14 protein-coding genes are annotated in these 15,287 nt (G+C 57.7%); 11 read left to right on the top strand and 3 right to left on the bottom strand.

Going from position 1 to position 15,287, the window contains the following annotated elements:
* Positions 1-120 precede the first annotated feature (120 nt).
* The 6 genes from pepN to ACR0KG_RS14580 all read left to right on the top strand — a co-directional run bounded on the left by pepN (position 121) and on the right by ACR0KG_RS14580 (position 7,919).
* On the top strand, positions 121-2,673 hold the full coding sequence (gene pepN / locus ACR0KG_RS14555) for an aminopeptidase N (RefSeq protein ID WP_480547729.1): 2,553 nt from the start codon (positions 121-123) through the stop codon (positions 2,671-2,673).
* Positions 2,670-3,098 (top strand): hypothetical protein, encoded by a 429-nt coding sequence (locus ACR0KG_RS14560; protein WP_480827668.1) that lies wholly within the window; start codon positions 2,670-2,672, stop codon positions 3,096-3,098. The genes pepN and ACR0KG_RS14560 overlap by 4 nt, the downstream gene beginning before the upstream one ends.
* Before the next feature lie 128 nt (positions 3,099-3,226).
* Entirely contained in the window at positions 3,227-4,486 is a 1,260-nt protein-coding gene (locus ACR0KG_RS14565) for a hypothetical protein (RefSeq protein WP_480827669.1), read from the top strand.
* An 80-nt stretch (positions 4,487-4,566) separates the two neighbouring features.
* Positions 4,567-6,078, top strand: coding sequence for an Asp-tRNA(Asn)/Glu-tRNA(Gln) amidotransferase subunit GatB (gatB, locus tag ACR0KG_RS14570; protein WP_480827670.1), 1,512 nt, complete (start codon positions 4,567-4,569; stop codon positions 6,076-6,078).
* Between the two features lie 88 nt (positions 6,079-6,166).
* Positions 6,167-7,423 (top strand): peptidase T, encoded by a 1,257-nt coding sequence (gene pepT, locus ACR0KG_RS14575; protein WP_480827671.1) that lies wholly within the window; start codon positions 6,167-6,169, stop codon positions 7,421-7,423.
* Positions 7,424-7,502: 79 nt separating this feature from the next.
* A complete protein-coding gene (locus ACR0KG_RS14580) occupies positions 7,503-7,919 on the top strand; it encodes a DUF4177 domain-containing protein (RefSeq protein ID WP_480827672.1) in 417 nt (138 codons plus the stop codon).
* A gap of 15 nt (positions 7,920-7,934) precedes the next feature.
* Here ACR0KG_RS14580 and ACR0KG_RS14585 read toward each other — a convergent pair whose 3' ends face one another.
* Together ACR0KG_RS14585 and ACR0KG_RS14590 are read right to left on the bottom strand one after the other, a co-directional pair.
* Positions 7,935-8,489: a hypothetical protein gene (locus ACR0KG_RS14585; protein ID WP_480827673.1), complete on the bottom strand. Its 555-nt coding sequence runs from the start codon at positions 8,487-8,489 to the stop codon at positions 7,935-7,937.
* 36 nt (positions 8,490-8,525) lie between these two features.
* A complete protein-coding gene (locus ACR0KG_RS14590; RefSeq protein WP_480547713.1) occupies positions 8,526-8,780 on the bottom strand; it encodes a BolA family protein in 255 nt (84 codons plus the stop codon).
* Between the two features lie 106 nt (positions 8,781-8,886).
* Here ACR0KG_RS14590 and ACR0KG_RS14595 point away from each other — a divergent pair, with 106 nt between their 5' ends.
* Positions 8,887-9,513, top strand: a complete 627-nt coding sequence (locus ACR0KG_RS14595) for a J domain-containing protein (protein WP_170532183.1) — start codon at positions 8,887-8,889, stop codon at positions 9,511-9,513.
* Between the two features lie 14 nt (positions 9,514-9,527).
* Here ACR0KG_RS14595 and ACR0KG_RS14600 read toward each other — a convergent pair whose 3' ends face one another.
* Positions 9,528-10,619 carry a hypothetical protein gene (locus tag ACR0KG_RS14600; RefSeq protein ID WP_480827674.1) on the bottom strand — a complete coding sequence of 364 codons (1,092 nt, stop codon included), beginning with the start codon at positions 10,617-10,619 and terminating at the stop codon, positions 9,528-9,530.
* A 261-nt stretch (positions 10,620-10,880) separates the two neighbouring features.
* Between ACR0KG_RS14600 and ACR0KG_RS14605 the strand changes: the two genes are divergently transcribed.
* The 4 genes from ACR0KG_RS14605 (at position 10,881) to cobT (ending at position 15,210) form a co-directional block, all read left to right on the top strand.
* Entirely contained in the window at positions 10,881-11,486 is a 606-nt protein-coding gene (locus ACR0KG_RS14605; RefSeq protein WP_480827675.1) for a methyltransferase family protein, read from the top strand.
* A gap of 149 nt (positions 11,487-11,635) precedes the next feature.
* A complete protein-coding gene (gene cobS, locus ACR0KG_RS14610; RefSeq protein WP_480547707.1) occupies positions 11,636-12,622 on the top strand; it encodes a cobaltochelatase subunit CobS in 987 nt (328 codons plus the stop codon).
* 12 nt (positions 12,623-12,634) lie between these two features.
* Positions 12,635-13,336 (top strand): aspartate/glutamate racemase family protein, encoded by a 702-nt coding sequence (locus ACR0KG_RS14615; RefSeq protein WP_480547705.1) that lies wholly within the window; start codon positions 12,635-12,637, stop codon positions 13,334-13,336.
* Positions 13,333-15,210 carry a cobaltochelatase subunit CobT gene (gene cobT, locus ACR0KG_RS14620; RefSeq protein WP_480827676.1) on the top strand — a complete coding sequence of 626 codons (1,878 nt, stop codon included), beginning with the start codon at positions 13,333-13,335 and terminating at the stop codon, positions 15,208-15,210. Before ACR0KG_RS14615 ends, cobT begins: the two co-directional genes overlap by 4 nt.
* Positions 15,211-15,287: the final 77 nt, after the last annotated feature.

The raw sequence follows: 15,287 nt of genomic DNA on the forward strand, positions 1-15,287 counted from the left end.
CATCGCCCAGTTTTGCCTAAAGCTGTTTCAAAAGCGGCAAGGCAATCGCGCGGGCCGGTTGCAGCCCCGGATCGAAGCTCATAACGTCGCGAAAAACCCAAAACCGATGCGAGGCCTCGGATGCGCGACGAAACTGGCAAGACAATCTATCTGAAAGACTACACGCCCTTTGGGTTCCTGGTGGACAGCGTTCATCTGACCTTTGATCTCGCACCACATGCAACGCGTGTGAAATCGCGCATCGCATTTCGACCAAACCCCGATGCCTCGGACCACCGCTTCTTTTTGCATGGGGAAGAGTTAGAGCTGATACGTGCGTCCATTGATGGCACAGATGTGAACCCTGCGGTGACCGAGCAAGGTTTGACTGCCGATGTCCCCGATGCGCCATTCATCTGGGAGGCCGAGGTCGAAATCGACCCGGGCAACAACACGGCGCTTGAGGGGTTGTATATGTCGAACGGCATGTACTGCACCCAATGCGAGGCCGAGGGGTTTCGCAAGATCACCTTTTATCCCGACCGCCCCGATGTGATGTCCACATTTACAGTACGGATCAACGGCGAACTTCCGGTCCTGCTGTCGAACGGCAACCCATCTGGCAAAGGTGAAGGCTGGGCCGAATGGACCGATCCGTGGCCCAAACCCGCCTATCTGTTCGCGCTGGTCGCCGGAGACCTGATCGCCCATCCCGGTCAATTCACCACCATGTCCGGCCGCGAGGTCGAGCTGAACCTCTGGGTCCGCCTCGGTGACGAAGGCAAATGCGCCTTCGGGATGGAGGCGCTGAAGAAGTCCATGAAATGGGATGAAGACGTCTATGGCCGTGAATACGATCTGGACGTGTTCAACATCGTCGCCGTGGATGATTTCAACATGGGCGCGATGGAGAACAAGGGGCTGAACATCTTCAACTCTTCCGCAGTTCTGGCCAGCCCCGAAACTTCAACCGACATGAATTTCGAACGGATCGAGGCCATCATCGCGCATGAGTATTTCCACAACTGGACCGGCAACCGCATCACCTGCCGCGATTGGTTCCAGCTGTGTTTAAAAGAGGGGCTGACAGTGTACCGTGATGCGCAGTTCACCTCCGACATGCGCTCAGCTCCGGTGAAACGCATTCACGATGCTATCGACCTGCGCGCACGCCAGTTCCCCGAGGATAATGGGCCATTGTCGCACCCTGTCAGACCTGAGAGTTTTCAGGAAATCAACAACTTCTACACCTCGACAGTCTATGAAAAAGGCGCCGAGGTGATTGGGATGTTGAAACGGCTGGTCGGGGATGCGGCATATGCCAAAGCGCTAAACCTCTACTTTGACCGCCATGACGGGCAGGCCTGCACGATCGAGGACTGGCTACAAGTGTTCGAAGACACGACAGGCCGCGACCTCAGCCAGTTCAAGCGCTGGTACAGCCAATCCGGCACGCCAAAGGTTTCGGTCGCCGAAGACTGGAACGATGGGACCTATACCCTGACGCTGAGCCAGCGCACAGAGCCGACACAAGGCCAGACCGAAAAGCTGCCGCAGGTCATCCCCATCGCAGTCGGCCTGCTTGGTCCGAACGGGGACGAAGTGCGCGCCACCGAAGTGCTGGAACTGACCCAGGCCGAGCAGAGCTTTACCTTCTCCGGTCTCGCGGCCAAGCCGATACCGTCGATCCTGAGGGATTTCTCGGCCCCTGTGATCCTTGAACACGATCACACCAACGCAGATCGTGCCTTCTTACTGGCCCATGACACAGACCCGTTCAATCGCTGGCAAGCCGGGCGTTCGCTGGCCGAAGATACGCTACTGCGCATGATTACAGAGGACGCAACACCAGATTCTGACTACCTGGACGGGTTGCTGGCCGTGCTACGCGATGGGGATTTAGACCCCGCCTACCGAGCGCTGATGCTGGGCCTGCCTACACAATCGGAACTTGCAGCGGCTTTGCACGAAAGGGGCCGTACGCCCGATCCGATGGCGATCTGGACCGCAACCGAAACCTTGCGACAAGCCACAGCCCAGCACCTGCAAGACCTGTTGCCCCGCCTGCATAGCGAAGCCCTCGTGGACGCGCCCTATACGCCGGATGCCGAACAATCCGGCAAGCGCTCACTGGACGGTGCGGCATTGGCTTTGACCACCCGTCTGGATGGAGGCGCACTGGCGGCTGAATCCTACGCGAAGTCGGATAACATGACCTTGCAACTCTCGGCCCTGTCCTGCCTTCTGCGTGCCCGGAAAGGCAAGGCGGAATTGGTCGGATTCTATGATCAATGGCAGCATGATCGATTGGTCATCGACAAATGGTTCGGTTTGCAAGTGGCAATGGTCGCGCCCGAAGCCACAGCTGATGTCGCACAGAAGCTAACGGAACATGCTGACTTCAATTGGAAAAATCCCAATCGATTCCGCGCTGTGTTGGGTGGTTTGGCGATGAATCATGCAGGCTTTCATCAGCTTGATGGCGCAGGGTATCAACTACTGACCGATTGGTTGATCAAACTGGATCCCGTGAACCCGCAAACCGCGGCGCGCATGTGTTCGGCCTTCCAGACCTGGCGGCGGTATGATGCGGGCCGACAGGACCTGATTCAGGCGCAACTGACCCGCATTTCCGAAACACCAAACCTGTCGCGCGACACGACCGAAATGATCTCGCGCATACTAAACGCATGACGACCTACACGTTTACGCGGCGCAATCGGAACCCTCGGACAGTCATTCTTCTGATCAGCATCTACGCGACTTTGCTTGCGCTGATTATTCTGTTTGACGCCGTATGGTGGCTGATGGCTTTGCTGGCTTTGACCACCCTGCCCGCGATATGGGATGTTTTGCACGACAGCAGCGCAGGTATTCAATTCGATCAGGATACGCTGCGCTGGTATTCCGGCAAACGACAGGGCCAGATCGCTTTGGAAGAGGTTGATTTCTTTCGATTTGATACGCGCTGGGATTTCTCGGTCCGCGTCTCACTGGTGCTGAAATCGGAAAAACGCATCCGCCTGCCCGATGAGTCGTTGCCGCCGCATCGAGAGTTTGAAAACGTTGTCACCCAAGCCGGTTTCCGCGTTGAGCGCCATCATTTCTCTGTTTTCTGAAACGATCCACGCAGCCGAGTGCGATTACACCGGATTCATGGAAGGTAACGCGCATTTAACTTGAAATCGTCGGGTTTTCCGGCCAGCCTACCTTGCAGTTACCAGTTTTTAAGTTCTCGAGTTCCACTATGTTCCGCATTGCACGGGCAATCTCTGCCCGATTTTCACCTCAGAAACCGCAAGCTGCACCTGATCTCTGTCCAGCTAATTCTGCCTTGGCCGCAGCATTACCCGAACAGGGCCAGTTGAACATTCCCGTTGCCAAGCTTGACCCCAAGGATCTTGTGGGCCGAGAGACGATCGAGCGCGGGCGTCATTTGGCGCGTCAGGATCGGTGGGATGAATTGTCCGCAGAAATGCACGCTGCGGATCAGACAGGCGCGACGGCACCGGATGGGATGCCGATTGCCGATTTGTTGGGTTTTGGCGCCCGGTCTGACGTGGTTTTGGCGGCGGAACATGCGTTGTCAGATGGCAAGGCCGTTTCCGACTATGATCTTCTGGGGGGAATTTCGGAACTTGAAACCGAGATGCGCGATCATCCGGGTGATCCAATGATTGCTGCAATCGTCGCGCTGGCACATATTGATATTGCGTGGGCTTGGCGAGGCAATTCGGCGGATGCGGCTTTGCCTGCGCTGCACAGTTCGCGTTGCGCGGCCCATTTCGACCGCGCCGGGCAAATCCTGCCGGACTGCACGGCTGCCGCACCTGATAGCCCGCTCATCGCTGCGGCGAACTGTGCGTTGCTGGCCGGTCAACGCAAAGAGACCGCTCGGGTCGCCGAGAAGTATGAGCGCCTAATTGGCCTCGACCCGAAAAACCAGCGCCATATGCGCGCGATGGGCAGCCATCTGTTGCCTCGCTGGTTTGGCAGCTATGAAGAACTTGAACTACAAGCCCTGCGCAACGCGGCCAGAACACACGACACATGGGGCGCAGGCGGTTACACATGGGTCCAGTTCGACGCCATCGCGATGGATGCCGAAGCTTGCGCGCGGGTGGATGTCGAGTATTTCCTTGAAGGCCTGCGCGATATTCTGCGGCTGCACCCCGGTCAGCAAATGGTTAATATGCTGTCCGCCTATTGCGCGATTACAGTGCAAAATGGACTGGGTTTGAACGAGAAGGCCGATCAGGTCCGCAGCCAGATGCGCGAGACCGCCAATTGGCTGATCCGCGACCATCTGACCGAGCTGCATCCGCTGATTTGGGCCCATGCAACTGCGGGCTTCAACAACTCAGTGCGTATCAATTCACCCGAGCGATTTGCAGCACGTGGACAGCGCGATGCGCTGCGTACGATCGGCGATTTCTTCCGGGATGAGTTGGGCAGCGGCAAGGATGTGACCTTTACTCCTACCGGTCTGCAATTCTCGCAGCACTGAATCGCGCCTTTCCCCCTTGCCCCTAGGCCCCGCCGGGCCTAATACGCAAGCCTAGACTTCTGCGGAAATAGAGGCGCGCCATGCTCGACCTGACATACGAAATGCCCACACCCAAAACCATTGCCGGGGCCAAGCACGATTGGGAGCTGGTGATCGGGATGGAGGTGCACGCTCAGGTCTCATCCAATGCCAAGCTGTTTTCCGGCGCGTCGACCCAATTCGGGGCCGAGCCGAACTCGAACGTGGCCTTTGTGGACGCGGCGATGCCGGGTATGCTGCCTGTGATCAACGAATATTGTGTGGAACAGGCCGTACGCACGGGTCTGGGTCTGAAGGCGGATATCAACCTGAAATCGGCCTTTGACCGCAAGAACTATTTCTACCCTGACCTGCCGCAGGGCTACCAGATTTCGCAGCTTTACCACCCCATCGTGGGCGAAGGTGAAGTGCTGGTCGAGATGGGTGATGGCACCGCACGTATGGTCCGTATCGAACGCATCCACATGGAACAGGACGCCGGTAAATCGATCCACGACATGGACCCGCATATGTCCTTCGTCGACCTGAACCGCACGGGCGTTTGCCTGATGGAGATCGTGTCGCGCCCCGATATCCGTGGCCCCGAAGAAGCCGCCGCATATATCGCCAAGCTGCGCCAGATCATGCGCTACCTGGGCACCTGTGATGGCAACATGCAGAACGGCAACCTGCGGGCGGACGTGAACGTCTCGATCTGCTTGCCGGGTGCTTATGAGAAGTATCAGGAAACGCAGGACTTCTCGCATCTGGGCACCCGCTGCGAGATCAAGAACATGAACTCGATGCGCTTTATTCAGCAGGCGATTGAGGTCGAAGCCCGCCGTCAGATCGCCATTGTCGAAGCCGGTGGCAAGGTCGATCAGGAAACCCGCCTGTATGACCCGGATAAGGGTGAGACCCGCTCGATGCGGTCCAAGGAAGAAGCGCATGATTACCGCTATTTTCCAGACCCCGACCTGCTGCCTTTGGAGATCGAACAGGCATGGGTTGATGACATCGCCGCCAAGCTGCCTGAGCTGCCCGACGAGAAAAAAGCGCGGTTCATCGAAGCGTTCGGCCTGACCGACTATGACGCCTCAGTCCTGAGCGCCGAGGTCGAAAGCGCCGCGTATTTCGAAGAGGTCGCTAAGGGCCGCAACGGTAAACTGGCTGCCAACTGGGTGATCAACGAACTGTTTGGTCGGTTGAAGAAAGAAGACCACGACATCACCGACTCGCCCGTATCTCCGGCGCAGTTGGGTGGGATCATCGACCTGATCTCGTCCGATGCCATCTCGGGCAAGATCGCCAAGGATCTGTTCGAAATCGTCTACACCGAAGGCGGTGACCCGGCGCAGATCGTCGAAGAACGCGGCATGAAGCAGGTCACCGACACCGGCGCGATCGAGGCCGCTTTGGACGAGATCATTGCCGCCAACCCGGCGCAAGTCGAAAAAGCTAAAGTGAACCCCAAGCTGGCTGGCTGGTTCGTCGGTCAGGTGATGAAAGCCACCGGCGGCAAAGCTAACCCCAAGGCTGTCAACGAGCTGGTTGCCCAAAAGCTGGGTTCGTAAGCCCGTTTTCAAAGTTCTGCGACGGAGTCAGGCCATCCGCTTGACTCCGCTTTCTTTTGCGCCCTTTCTTCCGCGCAGGAGAGGTGCCATGACCAGAAAATTCGATCAGGAACTTGAAGACCGTCTGATGCGCTACGCGGCTATCGACAGCCAAAGCGATGAGACATCGCCTTCGACCCCGAGTACGTCCATTCAGTTCGACATGCTGAACCTGCTCAGGCACGAACTGACCGAGATCGGCGCGCAGGATGTCGAGATGACCGGCGACAGCGTCGTTGTGGCGACCATTCCTGGCACCGCCGAAGGGCCGACCGTGGGGTTCCTCGCCCATGTCGACACCGCCCCTCAATTCAACGCAACCGGCGTTAAACCGCGCGTTATCAAAGGCTATAACGGCGGCGAGATCACCTTTCCCGACGATCCCGATCTGGTTCTATCCCCGGACGAACATCCCTATCTAGCCGAAAAAATTGGTCATGATCTGGTCACCGCGTCGGGCACCACTCTGTTGGGCGCTGATGACAAGGCCGGCGTGTCGATTCTGATGACCATGGCGCGGCACCTGATCGAAAATCCAGACATTCCACACGGCCCCATCCGCATTGCCTTCACCCCTGACGAAGAAATCGGGCGCGGCGTGACCGAGCAACTGCCAAAGGACCTCAAGGCCGATTTCGCATACACGCTGGACGGGCAGGAAGTGGGCGAGATTGAATATGAAAGCTTCTCGGCCGACCGTGCGGTGATCAAGATCACCGGCGTTTCGATCCATCCCGGTCTAGCTAAGGAAAAGATGGTCAATGCCACCCATCTGGCCGCAAAGATCGTACAGACCCTGCCGCAGGCGACGTTGACCCCCGAAGTCACCGACGGGCGCGAAGGGTTCATCCATGTCACTGACATGAATGGCGGCTCCTCCGAGATGGAGATCAAGCTGATCCTGCGGGATTTCGAGATGGAGGGGCTTGAGGCCCAGCGCGATCTGGTGCGCAAGGTCTGCGACGCTGTTCAGGCCTCGGAACCGCGCGCGACCATCACCTGCGAAATCAGCCATCAGTACCGCAATATGCGCTATTGGCTCGAGAATGACATGACCCCCGTAGATCTGGCGCGTGAAGCCTGTCAGGAACTGGGCATCGAGCCCCTCTCCGTTCCGATCCGCGGCGGCACCGATGGCTCTCGGCTGACCGAATTCGGCACACCCTGCCCCAACCTGTTCACCGGTATGCAGTGTATACATGGACCGCTGGAGTGGATCTCGGTCCAGGACATGGCGCTGGCAACCCAGCTTTGCCTGTCAGTTGTGACCAAAGCGGCACAGGCCAGCGGCAACATGCGGAGCTAAATCTCGCCGATCCCGCAACGATGCTTTCGCCCGGGGACCAGCATGTTAAGTTGGCGCGAATATGGTTTAGGAACAGTTGATGCAGCGCTACGAATACAAGGTCATCCCCGCCCCTCAAAAAGGTGTCAAAGCCAAGGGCGTGAAAACGACCGAGGGCCGCTTTGCCGCCTCGGTCGAGCAGGTGTTGAACCAGTTGGGCCAGGATGGATGGGAATACCAGCGCGCGGAACTGTTGCCCAGCGAGGAACGCTCGGGCCTGACCGGGTCGACAACGAACTGGCGCAATGTATTGGTGTTTCGGCGGTTGATCGAACAACCCGCCGAGCCCCCTACCGCCCCGGTAGCGACCCCGTCCCCAAAGGAAACACCCGACGGCGTCGCACTGGCACAGCCCGTGCCCGGCCCGGATATGGTGCAGGCGCCTGAGCCGATTTCCGAGGAAGCGGATGAACCGCCCTTGACCAGCAGCGCCGAGGACAAAGTTGAAAAGATTTAACCCCAGCTCAGAGATTTAGCCTTTTTTCCGCATGGCCAATTCATAGGCGGCGGCTTTGAACTTGCGTGTCTGGTAGTGCAGAAAGCCCCAGGTCCCAAACAACAATAGCGTGGCCATCCAAAGCAGCCAGTCCTTGTCCAAATCAATACTAAAAGATGGAATTGGACGCATTAGACTGTCGGATGGGGCAATGTCGAACAGGCATGTGGCCAGCAGAGCCACCGCACTGCCCCGGACGATCCGGTCACGGCTGCGCAACGTACGTAAATTGCTGTAGAGATTGTCATCAAAAGCGATGATCTCTGCAGTTCGCGAATCCGCACGCCTGCGCAACAAATTTGAATCATTTGTATAGTGCCGTAAGGGCAGCTCAAAAAAGATGACACCGATCCCATCCACCAATATTCCACAGACATAGGCTGCCGGGATGATCATCAGAGTCCAGATCAGAATGAAACTGTCTGACTCATTTTCGGGGGTGACAGCGTTCAACCCGATGCCTTGCAGATATAGTGCCACGGCAATACTGCCGACGATCAGATATTCGATGTAATATGTATTTCTGTTCAACCTCGGCCTCGTATTATTTGCTTGTCGCGCAGTTGTTTAATCGTCGATATCCAACGCCAGTGCGTGGATGCGTGGCACGACATCGCCCAACGCCTTGTGCACTGCCCGGTGACGCGCGACGCGCGATTGACCCTCGAACGCGGCGGCGCGGATGCGGATGTTGAAATGGCTCTCCCCGCCTTCCTGAAAGCCTGCATGGCCGCGATGGCTTTCGCTGTCGTCGATCACCTCTAACTCCCGCGGGTCGAAGGCGGCTTGAAGGCGGGTTCGGATGTCCTCGGTTATGCTCAATTTTGTGCTCAGCGGCAAAAAACTTGCCGCCCCCCTCTTCTACTTTCGGCAGCTTAGACTAAACTGCTGCCTCCGAGTCGAAAAGATGCGTTCGTGAGGATAAAGCATGGCGAAATCAGACCCCTTTGGATTCGATATGTCCGTTTCCAGCGCCAAGAAAAAGAACCCGCGCGGGCGTCGGGGCATGTCGGGTGCGTCTGAAACCTCGGTGCGAATCTGTGACCATCCCGGATGTCAGGAGCCCGGAAAGTACCGTGCACCCAAGGCCCCGGATGTGTTGGATGATTTCTACTGGTTCTGCCAACAACATGTGCGTGAATATAACCAGAAATGGAACTTTTTCGATGGCACCACCGAGGCCGAGCTGAATGCGCAACGCTCGAAAGACAAGGTGTGGGAACGTGAAACAAAGCCCATGGGCGACCCTGAAGCCCGCGCTTGGGCCCGTCTGGGCATCGAGGACCCGCATCAGGTTCTTGGCGCAAACAGCACCCAGAACAAAGGCCGCACGTCAGGTGGTGGCGGTCGCCGCCTTCCGCCGACCGAGCGTCGCGCCATTGAGATTCTTGAGGCCAATGACAGCTGGTCCAAAGCCGAAGTACGCAAAGCCTATAAAAAGCTGATCAAGGTCCTGCACCCTGACATGAATGGCGGCGACCGGTCACAAGAGGAACAGCTGCAAGAGGTGGTCTGGGCCTGGGATCAAATCAAGGACAGCCGGAACTTTAAGTAGCTTGGGGCTGAAGGTTAGTCCTTTATCGCAAGCTCTAAGATATTAAGCAGGCTGGCTGCGCCTTCGGCCAGATCCATCCCAAGCTCTGCTTTGTCAGCCGGGGACAAGTTTGACCACAGGCAGCCCGTGTGATCGCCTTTCAAAATCACCGCATCCGCGCGACCGGTTTCAACATCCAGTGTCATGCTGAGGTCTTCGGTTTCCATCTGCAACGCAGGCGCTCCGTGGGTCAAATGGCGCAGGGCGGCCTTTCGCTCGGATTGCAGCTCTGCAATGCGCTGTTCGCGTTCGGCCTGATGTAGCGTGGCTGCTTTGTCCATGTCTTTGCGCCAGGCGCGCATCGCAGCAAGCACTGCGCCCCCTGCCGTAAGCGGCAACAATGGTGGGCACAGGACCCCAACCACAACACCCAACCCGACCCCGGCCCCGACGCCATGTTTCAGAGCTCGCCCCCCTGCATTCAGCCGCATGGATATCGGAGTCAAAACGGTGTCAGACAGTGCACCAGACACGGTTTTCTGCAAATTCTCGAACAATGCCGGAGCAGACGCGGCGCGCGACAGTGTACCTGAAACACCGCTCTGAAGGCCGCTAACCAGATTAGGCATTGCAGTTGCATGCGATTTCGTACCCTGCCACGCGGTGTCCGAAGCCGAAGCAAGGCCATCGAGCACGCGCGTGAGGCGCGACGGCGTTTGGTAGGGTTCGTCCGGGACTGCCGCGTATTGGGCAAGCACCTCAAGCTCGGTCTTGGCATCTATCAACTTGGATTGTTCCATGCGTCGTCTAGCTACTTTGGCTAGCTGCGCAGCTCGATGAACCGAAATCAGAATCTGGTGTTTTTCATCATCCGATATAGACACCATCTGATCCATGTCATCGAATATCGACATGATGGCGAGGAAGCTTGGCACATGAACGATATGGAATGCCCTGTTTTGCCGCCACTTGGCAGGCTCGGCTCTTAGGGCATTGTCTATGTAGACCAGATTATCCTTTAGGGTTCCAATAACGCGTCCGAAATCTCGATCAACGGATTCGCGTCTTTCAACGAGTTTGACTAGAGCATTAATATTGCTCAGTTTTTCATCATCAATATCAATCATTTCCGAACTAGAACACGCTCTACATAATCGTTTTTTTGTTGGTCGTAATCCTACCGACAGATGCATCGGGTTTCGAGTTATTTTCTGTCAGAAACGAACTTTCGCGCGCTTTTCGTGACTCTCAAAACAACCGAGGCGTCGCACTGAACCGTTAACCGGCTTTTGCGTCCTCAACCTGTTACAAAGCCTTGCTACGGCCTGTCCCTATGGGCTGCGCATGTTGCCCATATTCGAACATGACCTGTGACAACGGAATTCGATATGGAACCCCTCATCTATCACGTTCATACGATTGCTCTTTGTGTTGCTCTGGGCTCGGCCCTGTTGCTGAGCGGATATCTTGCTCTGAATCTGCGCCTGCCGCAGCTTGGCCTTTGGCCCAGCGCAAACGGATGGCGGCACCACACGGCTTTTGGCCTTTTTCGGTTGTTCTGCGGTGCAACCGTTGTGTTTGCCCTGTCCGAAGTGTGGGTGAATGGCTGGGGCCATTGGAGCCGCTATGTGCTGGGCCTGCCGATCATGGTGATGTCCTTTGGCATCACGCTTTGGGGCTATCGGTTCTTGGGGCTCGATAACACCTATTGCGAAAGTGATGGGCTGGTAACCGGCGGCATGTATGCCTATTCGCGCAACCCGCAATACGTCACCTCGGTTCTGGCAACGATTGGCCTGGGTATCGCTAGCGGGTCTTGGCTGACCCTTGGTCTGGCCGCTATTCTGTTCGTGATCTACTTTCTGTTCGTTCTGAACGAAGAACGCTGGCTGCTACAGGGTTATGGCCGCGCATTCCGCGACTACATGCATCAGACCCCGCGTTTCGTTGATGAACGCAGCCTGATCCGGATGCGCAACGCCATTCTGGATTAAGCGTGGTTCTGCCCGCCATAAGGCCAGTTTGAAAGAAAGATCCTGTCAGCCATTTCATCACGCGGCTTTCCCTTGCCCTTGTCTGCAATATGTTGCACCACACACGGGTTCAAACCCGGTGAACGGGCCAAAGGATAAGGACAAAGCGCATGGCTGACGGATCGATCGACATCAACGCAAAACCAACCGAAGAGATTTCGGTTCGTGAAGTGTTCGGAGTTGACAGCGACATGGCGGTCAAGGGTTTTGCGGAAGCAAGTGACCGTGTACCGGTCATCGACCCAACCTATAAGTTCGACCCGGAAACCACGCTGGCGATCCTGGCGGGCTTTGCCCATAACCGCCGCGTGATGATCCAGGGCTATCACGGCACGGGTAAATCGACCCATATCGAACAGGTTGCCGCCCGCCTGAACTGGCCCGCCGTGCGTGTGAACTTGGACAGCCACATCAGCCGGATCGACCTGATCGGTAAGGATGCGATCAAGCTGCGCGACGGCAAGCAGGTCACCGAATTCCACGAGGGCATCCTGCCCTGGGCCCTGCGCAACCCCGTTGCCATCGTGTTCGACGAATACGATGCAGGCCGGGCCGACGTGATGTTTGTGATCCAACGCGTGCTCGAGCATGACGGCAAGTTGACCTTGCTGGACCAAAACGAAATCATCACACCGAACCCGAATTTCCGCCTATTTGCCACCGCAAACACCGTGGGTCTGGGCGACACCACCGGCCTCTATCACGGCACGCAGCAGATCAACCAAGCGCAGATGGACCGTTGGTCTCTGGTCTCAACGCTGAACTACCTCAGCCACGATGCCGAAACGATGATCGTGCTGTCGAAAGCGCCTTTGTATAACACCGCCGAGGGGCGTAAGACCGTCAGCCAGATGGTTACCGTTGCCGACCTGACCCGGACCGCCTTCATGAACGGTGACCTGTCGACCGTGATGAGCCCTCGGACCGTGATCAACTGGGCCCAGAACGCCGAGATTTTCCGCGATGTCGGCTACGCCTTCCGTCTGTCCTTCCTGAACAAATGCGACGAGTTGGAACGCCAGACCGTGGCCGAGTTCTATCAGCGCTGCTTCGACGAGGAACTGCCAGAAAGCGCAGCGAGCGCCAGCGTGGGGTGACGGGGGACCGCCATGCATATCGGATTGATTGGCGGGATCGGTGTTGCTGCAACGGTGGTTTACTATCAGCGGCTGAGTGCGGCGATGGCGGCGCGTGGACAGTCGATGGAACTGACCATCATACATGCGGATGTGCAGGAATTGATCCGCAACAATCTGGCGGACAAACGGGATGCACAGGCGCGAGTCTACGCGGGGCTCATTGATCGCCTTAAAGCGGCAGGTGCGGATTGTGCAGCAATCACGTCGCTGGGTGGGCATTTCTGCTATGATGAAACCGTGCCGTTGTCTTCGTTGCCCCTTATTTCGGCTGTAAAGCCTCTGGATGCGCATTTCGCCTCGCAAGGGTTAGGCACTGTTGGGCTGCTGGGAACGCGTGTTGTGATGCAGACCAAACTTTATGGTCAGCTTGGGCAAACCCGGGCGGTTGCGTTGGAAGATGAGATCGAAGTGCTGGGACAAACCTATCAGAAGATGGCGGTTGCCGGGATTTGCTCGGATCGGGATCGCGCGCTGTTTCTGGACGCAGGTCGCCGTATGGTGGATGATTTGAATGCCGACGCCATCGTTTTGGCCGGGACAGATCTGAACCTTGCCTTTGACGGGCGAGATCCCGGCTATAGAGTTGTTGATGCGCTGGATGTCCACGTGGACGTGCTGGCGTGTCTGGCAAGTGATGAAATGACGCTTGAAGAAGCAGGGGCGGACAGATGAGCAAACCAAACGACAACCCCGCTGATCCGTTCAAGAAGGCTCTGGCCGAGGCCACCAAGGTGATGGCCGACGATCCTGAGTTGTCGGTAAGCTATACGGTCGACCCGTCTGGCCTATCGGGTGAATCGATGCGTCTGCCTCAGGTCAGCCGCCGGATGACCCGCGAAGAGGTTCTACTGGCGCGGGGTACAGCGGATGCACTGGCCTTGCAACGCCGCTATCATGACGACGCGACCCATAACCGCTATGCCCCTCCGGGAGATATGGCGCGGGACCTCTATGAGGCGATGGAAACCGCGCGGTGCGAGGCGATGGGCGCGCGCGATATGCCCGGTACGGCGTCTAACATCGATGTGAAAATCGGCCATGAAGCGCTGCGGCGCGGATATGATCAGTGCAAACAACCGGCCGAGGCGCCTTTGTCCGTGGCCGCGGGCTACCTGATCCGGCATCTGGCCACGGGGCGCGATCTGCCGCCTGCGGCTGAGAATGTCATGAACCTGTGGCGCGGGTTTATCGAGGAACAGGCCGGCGGCGTGCTGGAGAACCTTGACGAGGTGCTCTCGGATCAGGCCGAATTCGCTAAGTTCGCGCGACAGATGATCAAGGATCTGGGATACGGCGATCAACTGGGCGACGACCCCGACGAGTTGGACGACGAACAGGAAGATCAGGCCGAGGAAGACGCCGAAGAACAGCCCGATCCGGACAGCACCGGGCAGGATGATCAGGACGAACAAGACGCTGACGCCACGCCTGAGCAGACGCAGGAAGAACAGCAGGACCAGTCTCAGGCACAGGTCTCGATGGACGAGATGGCCGACGAAGAGATGTCGGATGAGGCCGAGATGCCAGATGGCGAAGCCCCGCTGGAGCCCCCTGCCCCTCCACCCGCGTCCGAGGCGGACCCGGACTACAAGGTCTATCTGAACACGCATGACGAAGAGATTGCCGCCGAGGACCTGGCCGAACCGGCCGAACTGGAACGGCTGCGCGCCTATCTGGATCAACAGCTGGATCAGTTGAAAGGCGCAGTCAGCCGACTGGCCAATAAGCTGCAGCGCCGTTTGCAGGCGCAACAGAACAGATCGTGGGAGTTTGACCGCGAAGAAGGTATTCTGGATGCCGGTCGGTTGGCCCGCGTGGTGGCAAATCCAACCACTCCGCTGAGCTTCAAGGTCGAAAAGGATACCGAGTTCCGCGATACGGTGGTGACCCTTCTGCTGGACAACTCTGGTTCAATGCGCGGACGCCCGATCTCGATCGCGGCTGTTTGTGCGGATGTTCTGGCCCGGACGCTGGAACGCTGCAATGTGAAGGTCGAGATTCTGGGCTTTACCACCCGGGCATGGAAAGGCGGGCAGGCGCGCGAGGCCTGGCTGAACGATGGCCGCCCGCAGCAACCGGGCCGTCTGAACGACCTGCGCCATATCGTCTACAAAGGTGCTGATGCGCCCTGGCGGCGCGCCCGTGCCAATCTGGGCCTGATGATGAAAGAAGGTCTGCTGAAGGAAAACATCGACGGTGAGGCGCTGGAATGGGCCCATCGCCGCATGCTGGCCCGGCGCGAGCAGCGCAAGATCTTGATGGTGATTTCCGACGGTGCGCCGGTCGACGATTCAACGCTCAGCGTGAACCCGGCGAATTATCTGGAAAAACATTTGCGCGATGTGATCGCCATGGTCGAAAAGCGCAAGATGGTCGAATTGCTGGCCATCGGTATCGGCCATGACGTGACCCGCTACTACGACCGCGCGGTGACCATTACCGATGTCGAGCAACTGGCCGGTGCGATGACTGAACAGCTGGCGGCACTGTTTGACAGCGACCCGCGTGCCCGTGCCCGCGTCATGGGGATGAAGAAGGCCAGCTAGGTTCGCTGCGCCTGAGGCGTCCTGAGGCCTGATAGAAACCAAAGAACGGCCTGCGCGAAATGTCGGCCTGGTTTTGG

It is taken from the genome of Ruegeria sp. H4 (assembly GCF_056533065.1).

Excerpts from the sequence above, each read along its gene's own strand:
- ACR0KG_RS14560 (WP_480827668.1), top strand. The coding sequence starts at position 2,670 with ATGACGACCTACACGTTTACGCGGCGCAATCGGAACCCTCGGACAGTC.
- cobT (WP_480827676.1), top strand. The coding sequence starts at position 13,333 with ATGAGCAAACCAAACGACAACCCCGCTGATCCGTTCAAGAAGGCTCTG.
- ACR0KG_RS14605 (WP_480827675.1), top strand. The coding sequence starts at position 10,881 with ATGGAACCCCTCATCTATCACGTTCATACGATTGCTCTTTGTGTTGCT.
- ACR0KG_RS14600 (WP_480827674.1), bottom strand. The coding sequence starts at position 10,619 with ATGATTGATATTGATGATGAAAAACTGAGCAATATTAATGCTCTAGTC.
- gatB (WP_480827670.1), top strand. The coding sequence starts at position 4,567 with ATGCTCGACCTGACATACGAAATGCCCACACCCAAAACCATTGCCGGG.
- ACR0KG_RS14595 (WP_170532183.1), top strand. The coding sequence starts at position 8,887 with ATGGCGAAATCAGACCCCTTTGGATTCGATATGTCCGTTTCCAGCGCC.
- ACR0KG_RS14580 (WP_480827672.1), top strand. The coding sequence starts at position 7,503 with ATGCAGCGCTACGAATACAAGGTCATCCCCGCCCCTCAAAAAGGTGTC.
- ACR0KG_RS14565 (WP_480827669.1), top strand. The coding sequence starts at position 3,227 with ATGTTCCGCATTGCACGGGCAATCTCTGCCCGATTTTCACCTCAGAAA.
- pepT (WP_480827671.1), top strand. The coding sequence starts at position 6,167 with ATGACCAGAAAATTCGATCAGGAACTTGAAGACCGTCTGATGCGCTAC.
- pepN (WP_480547729.1), top strand. The coding sequence starts at position 121 with ATGCGCGACGAAACTGGCAAGACAATCTATCTGAAAGACTACACGCCC.
- cobS (WP_480547707.1), top strand. The coding sequence starts at position 11,636 with ATGGCTGACGGATCGATCGACATCAACGCAAAACCAACCGAAGAGATT.
- ACR0KG_RS14615 (WP_480547705.1), top strand. The coding sequence starts at position 12,635 with ATGCATATCGGATTGATTGGCGGGATCGGTGTTGCTGCAACGGTGGTT.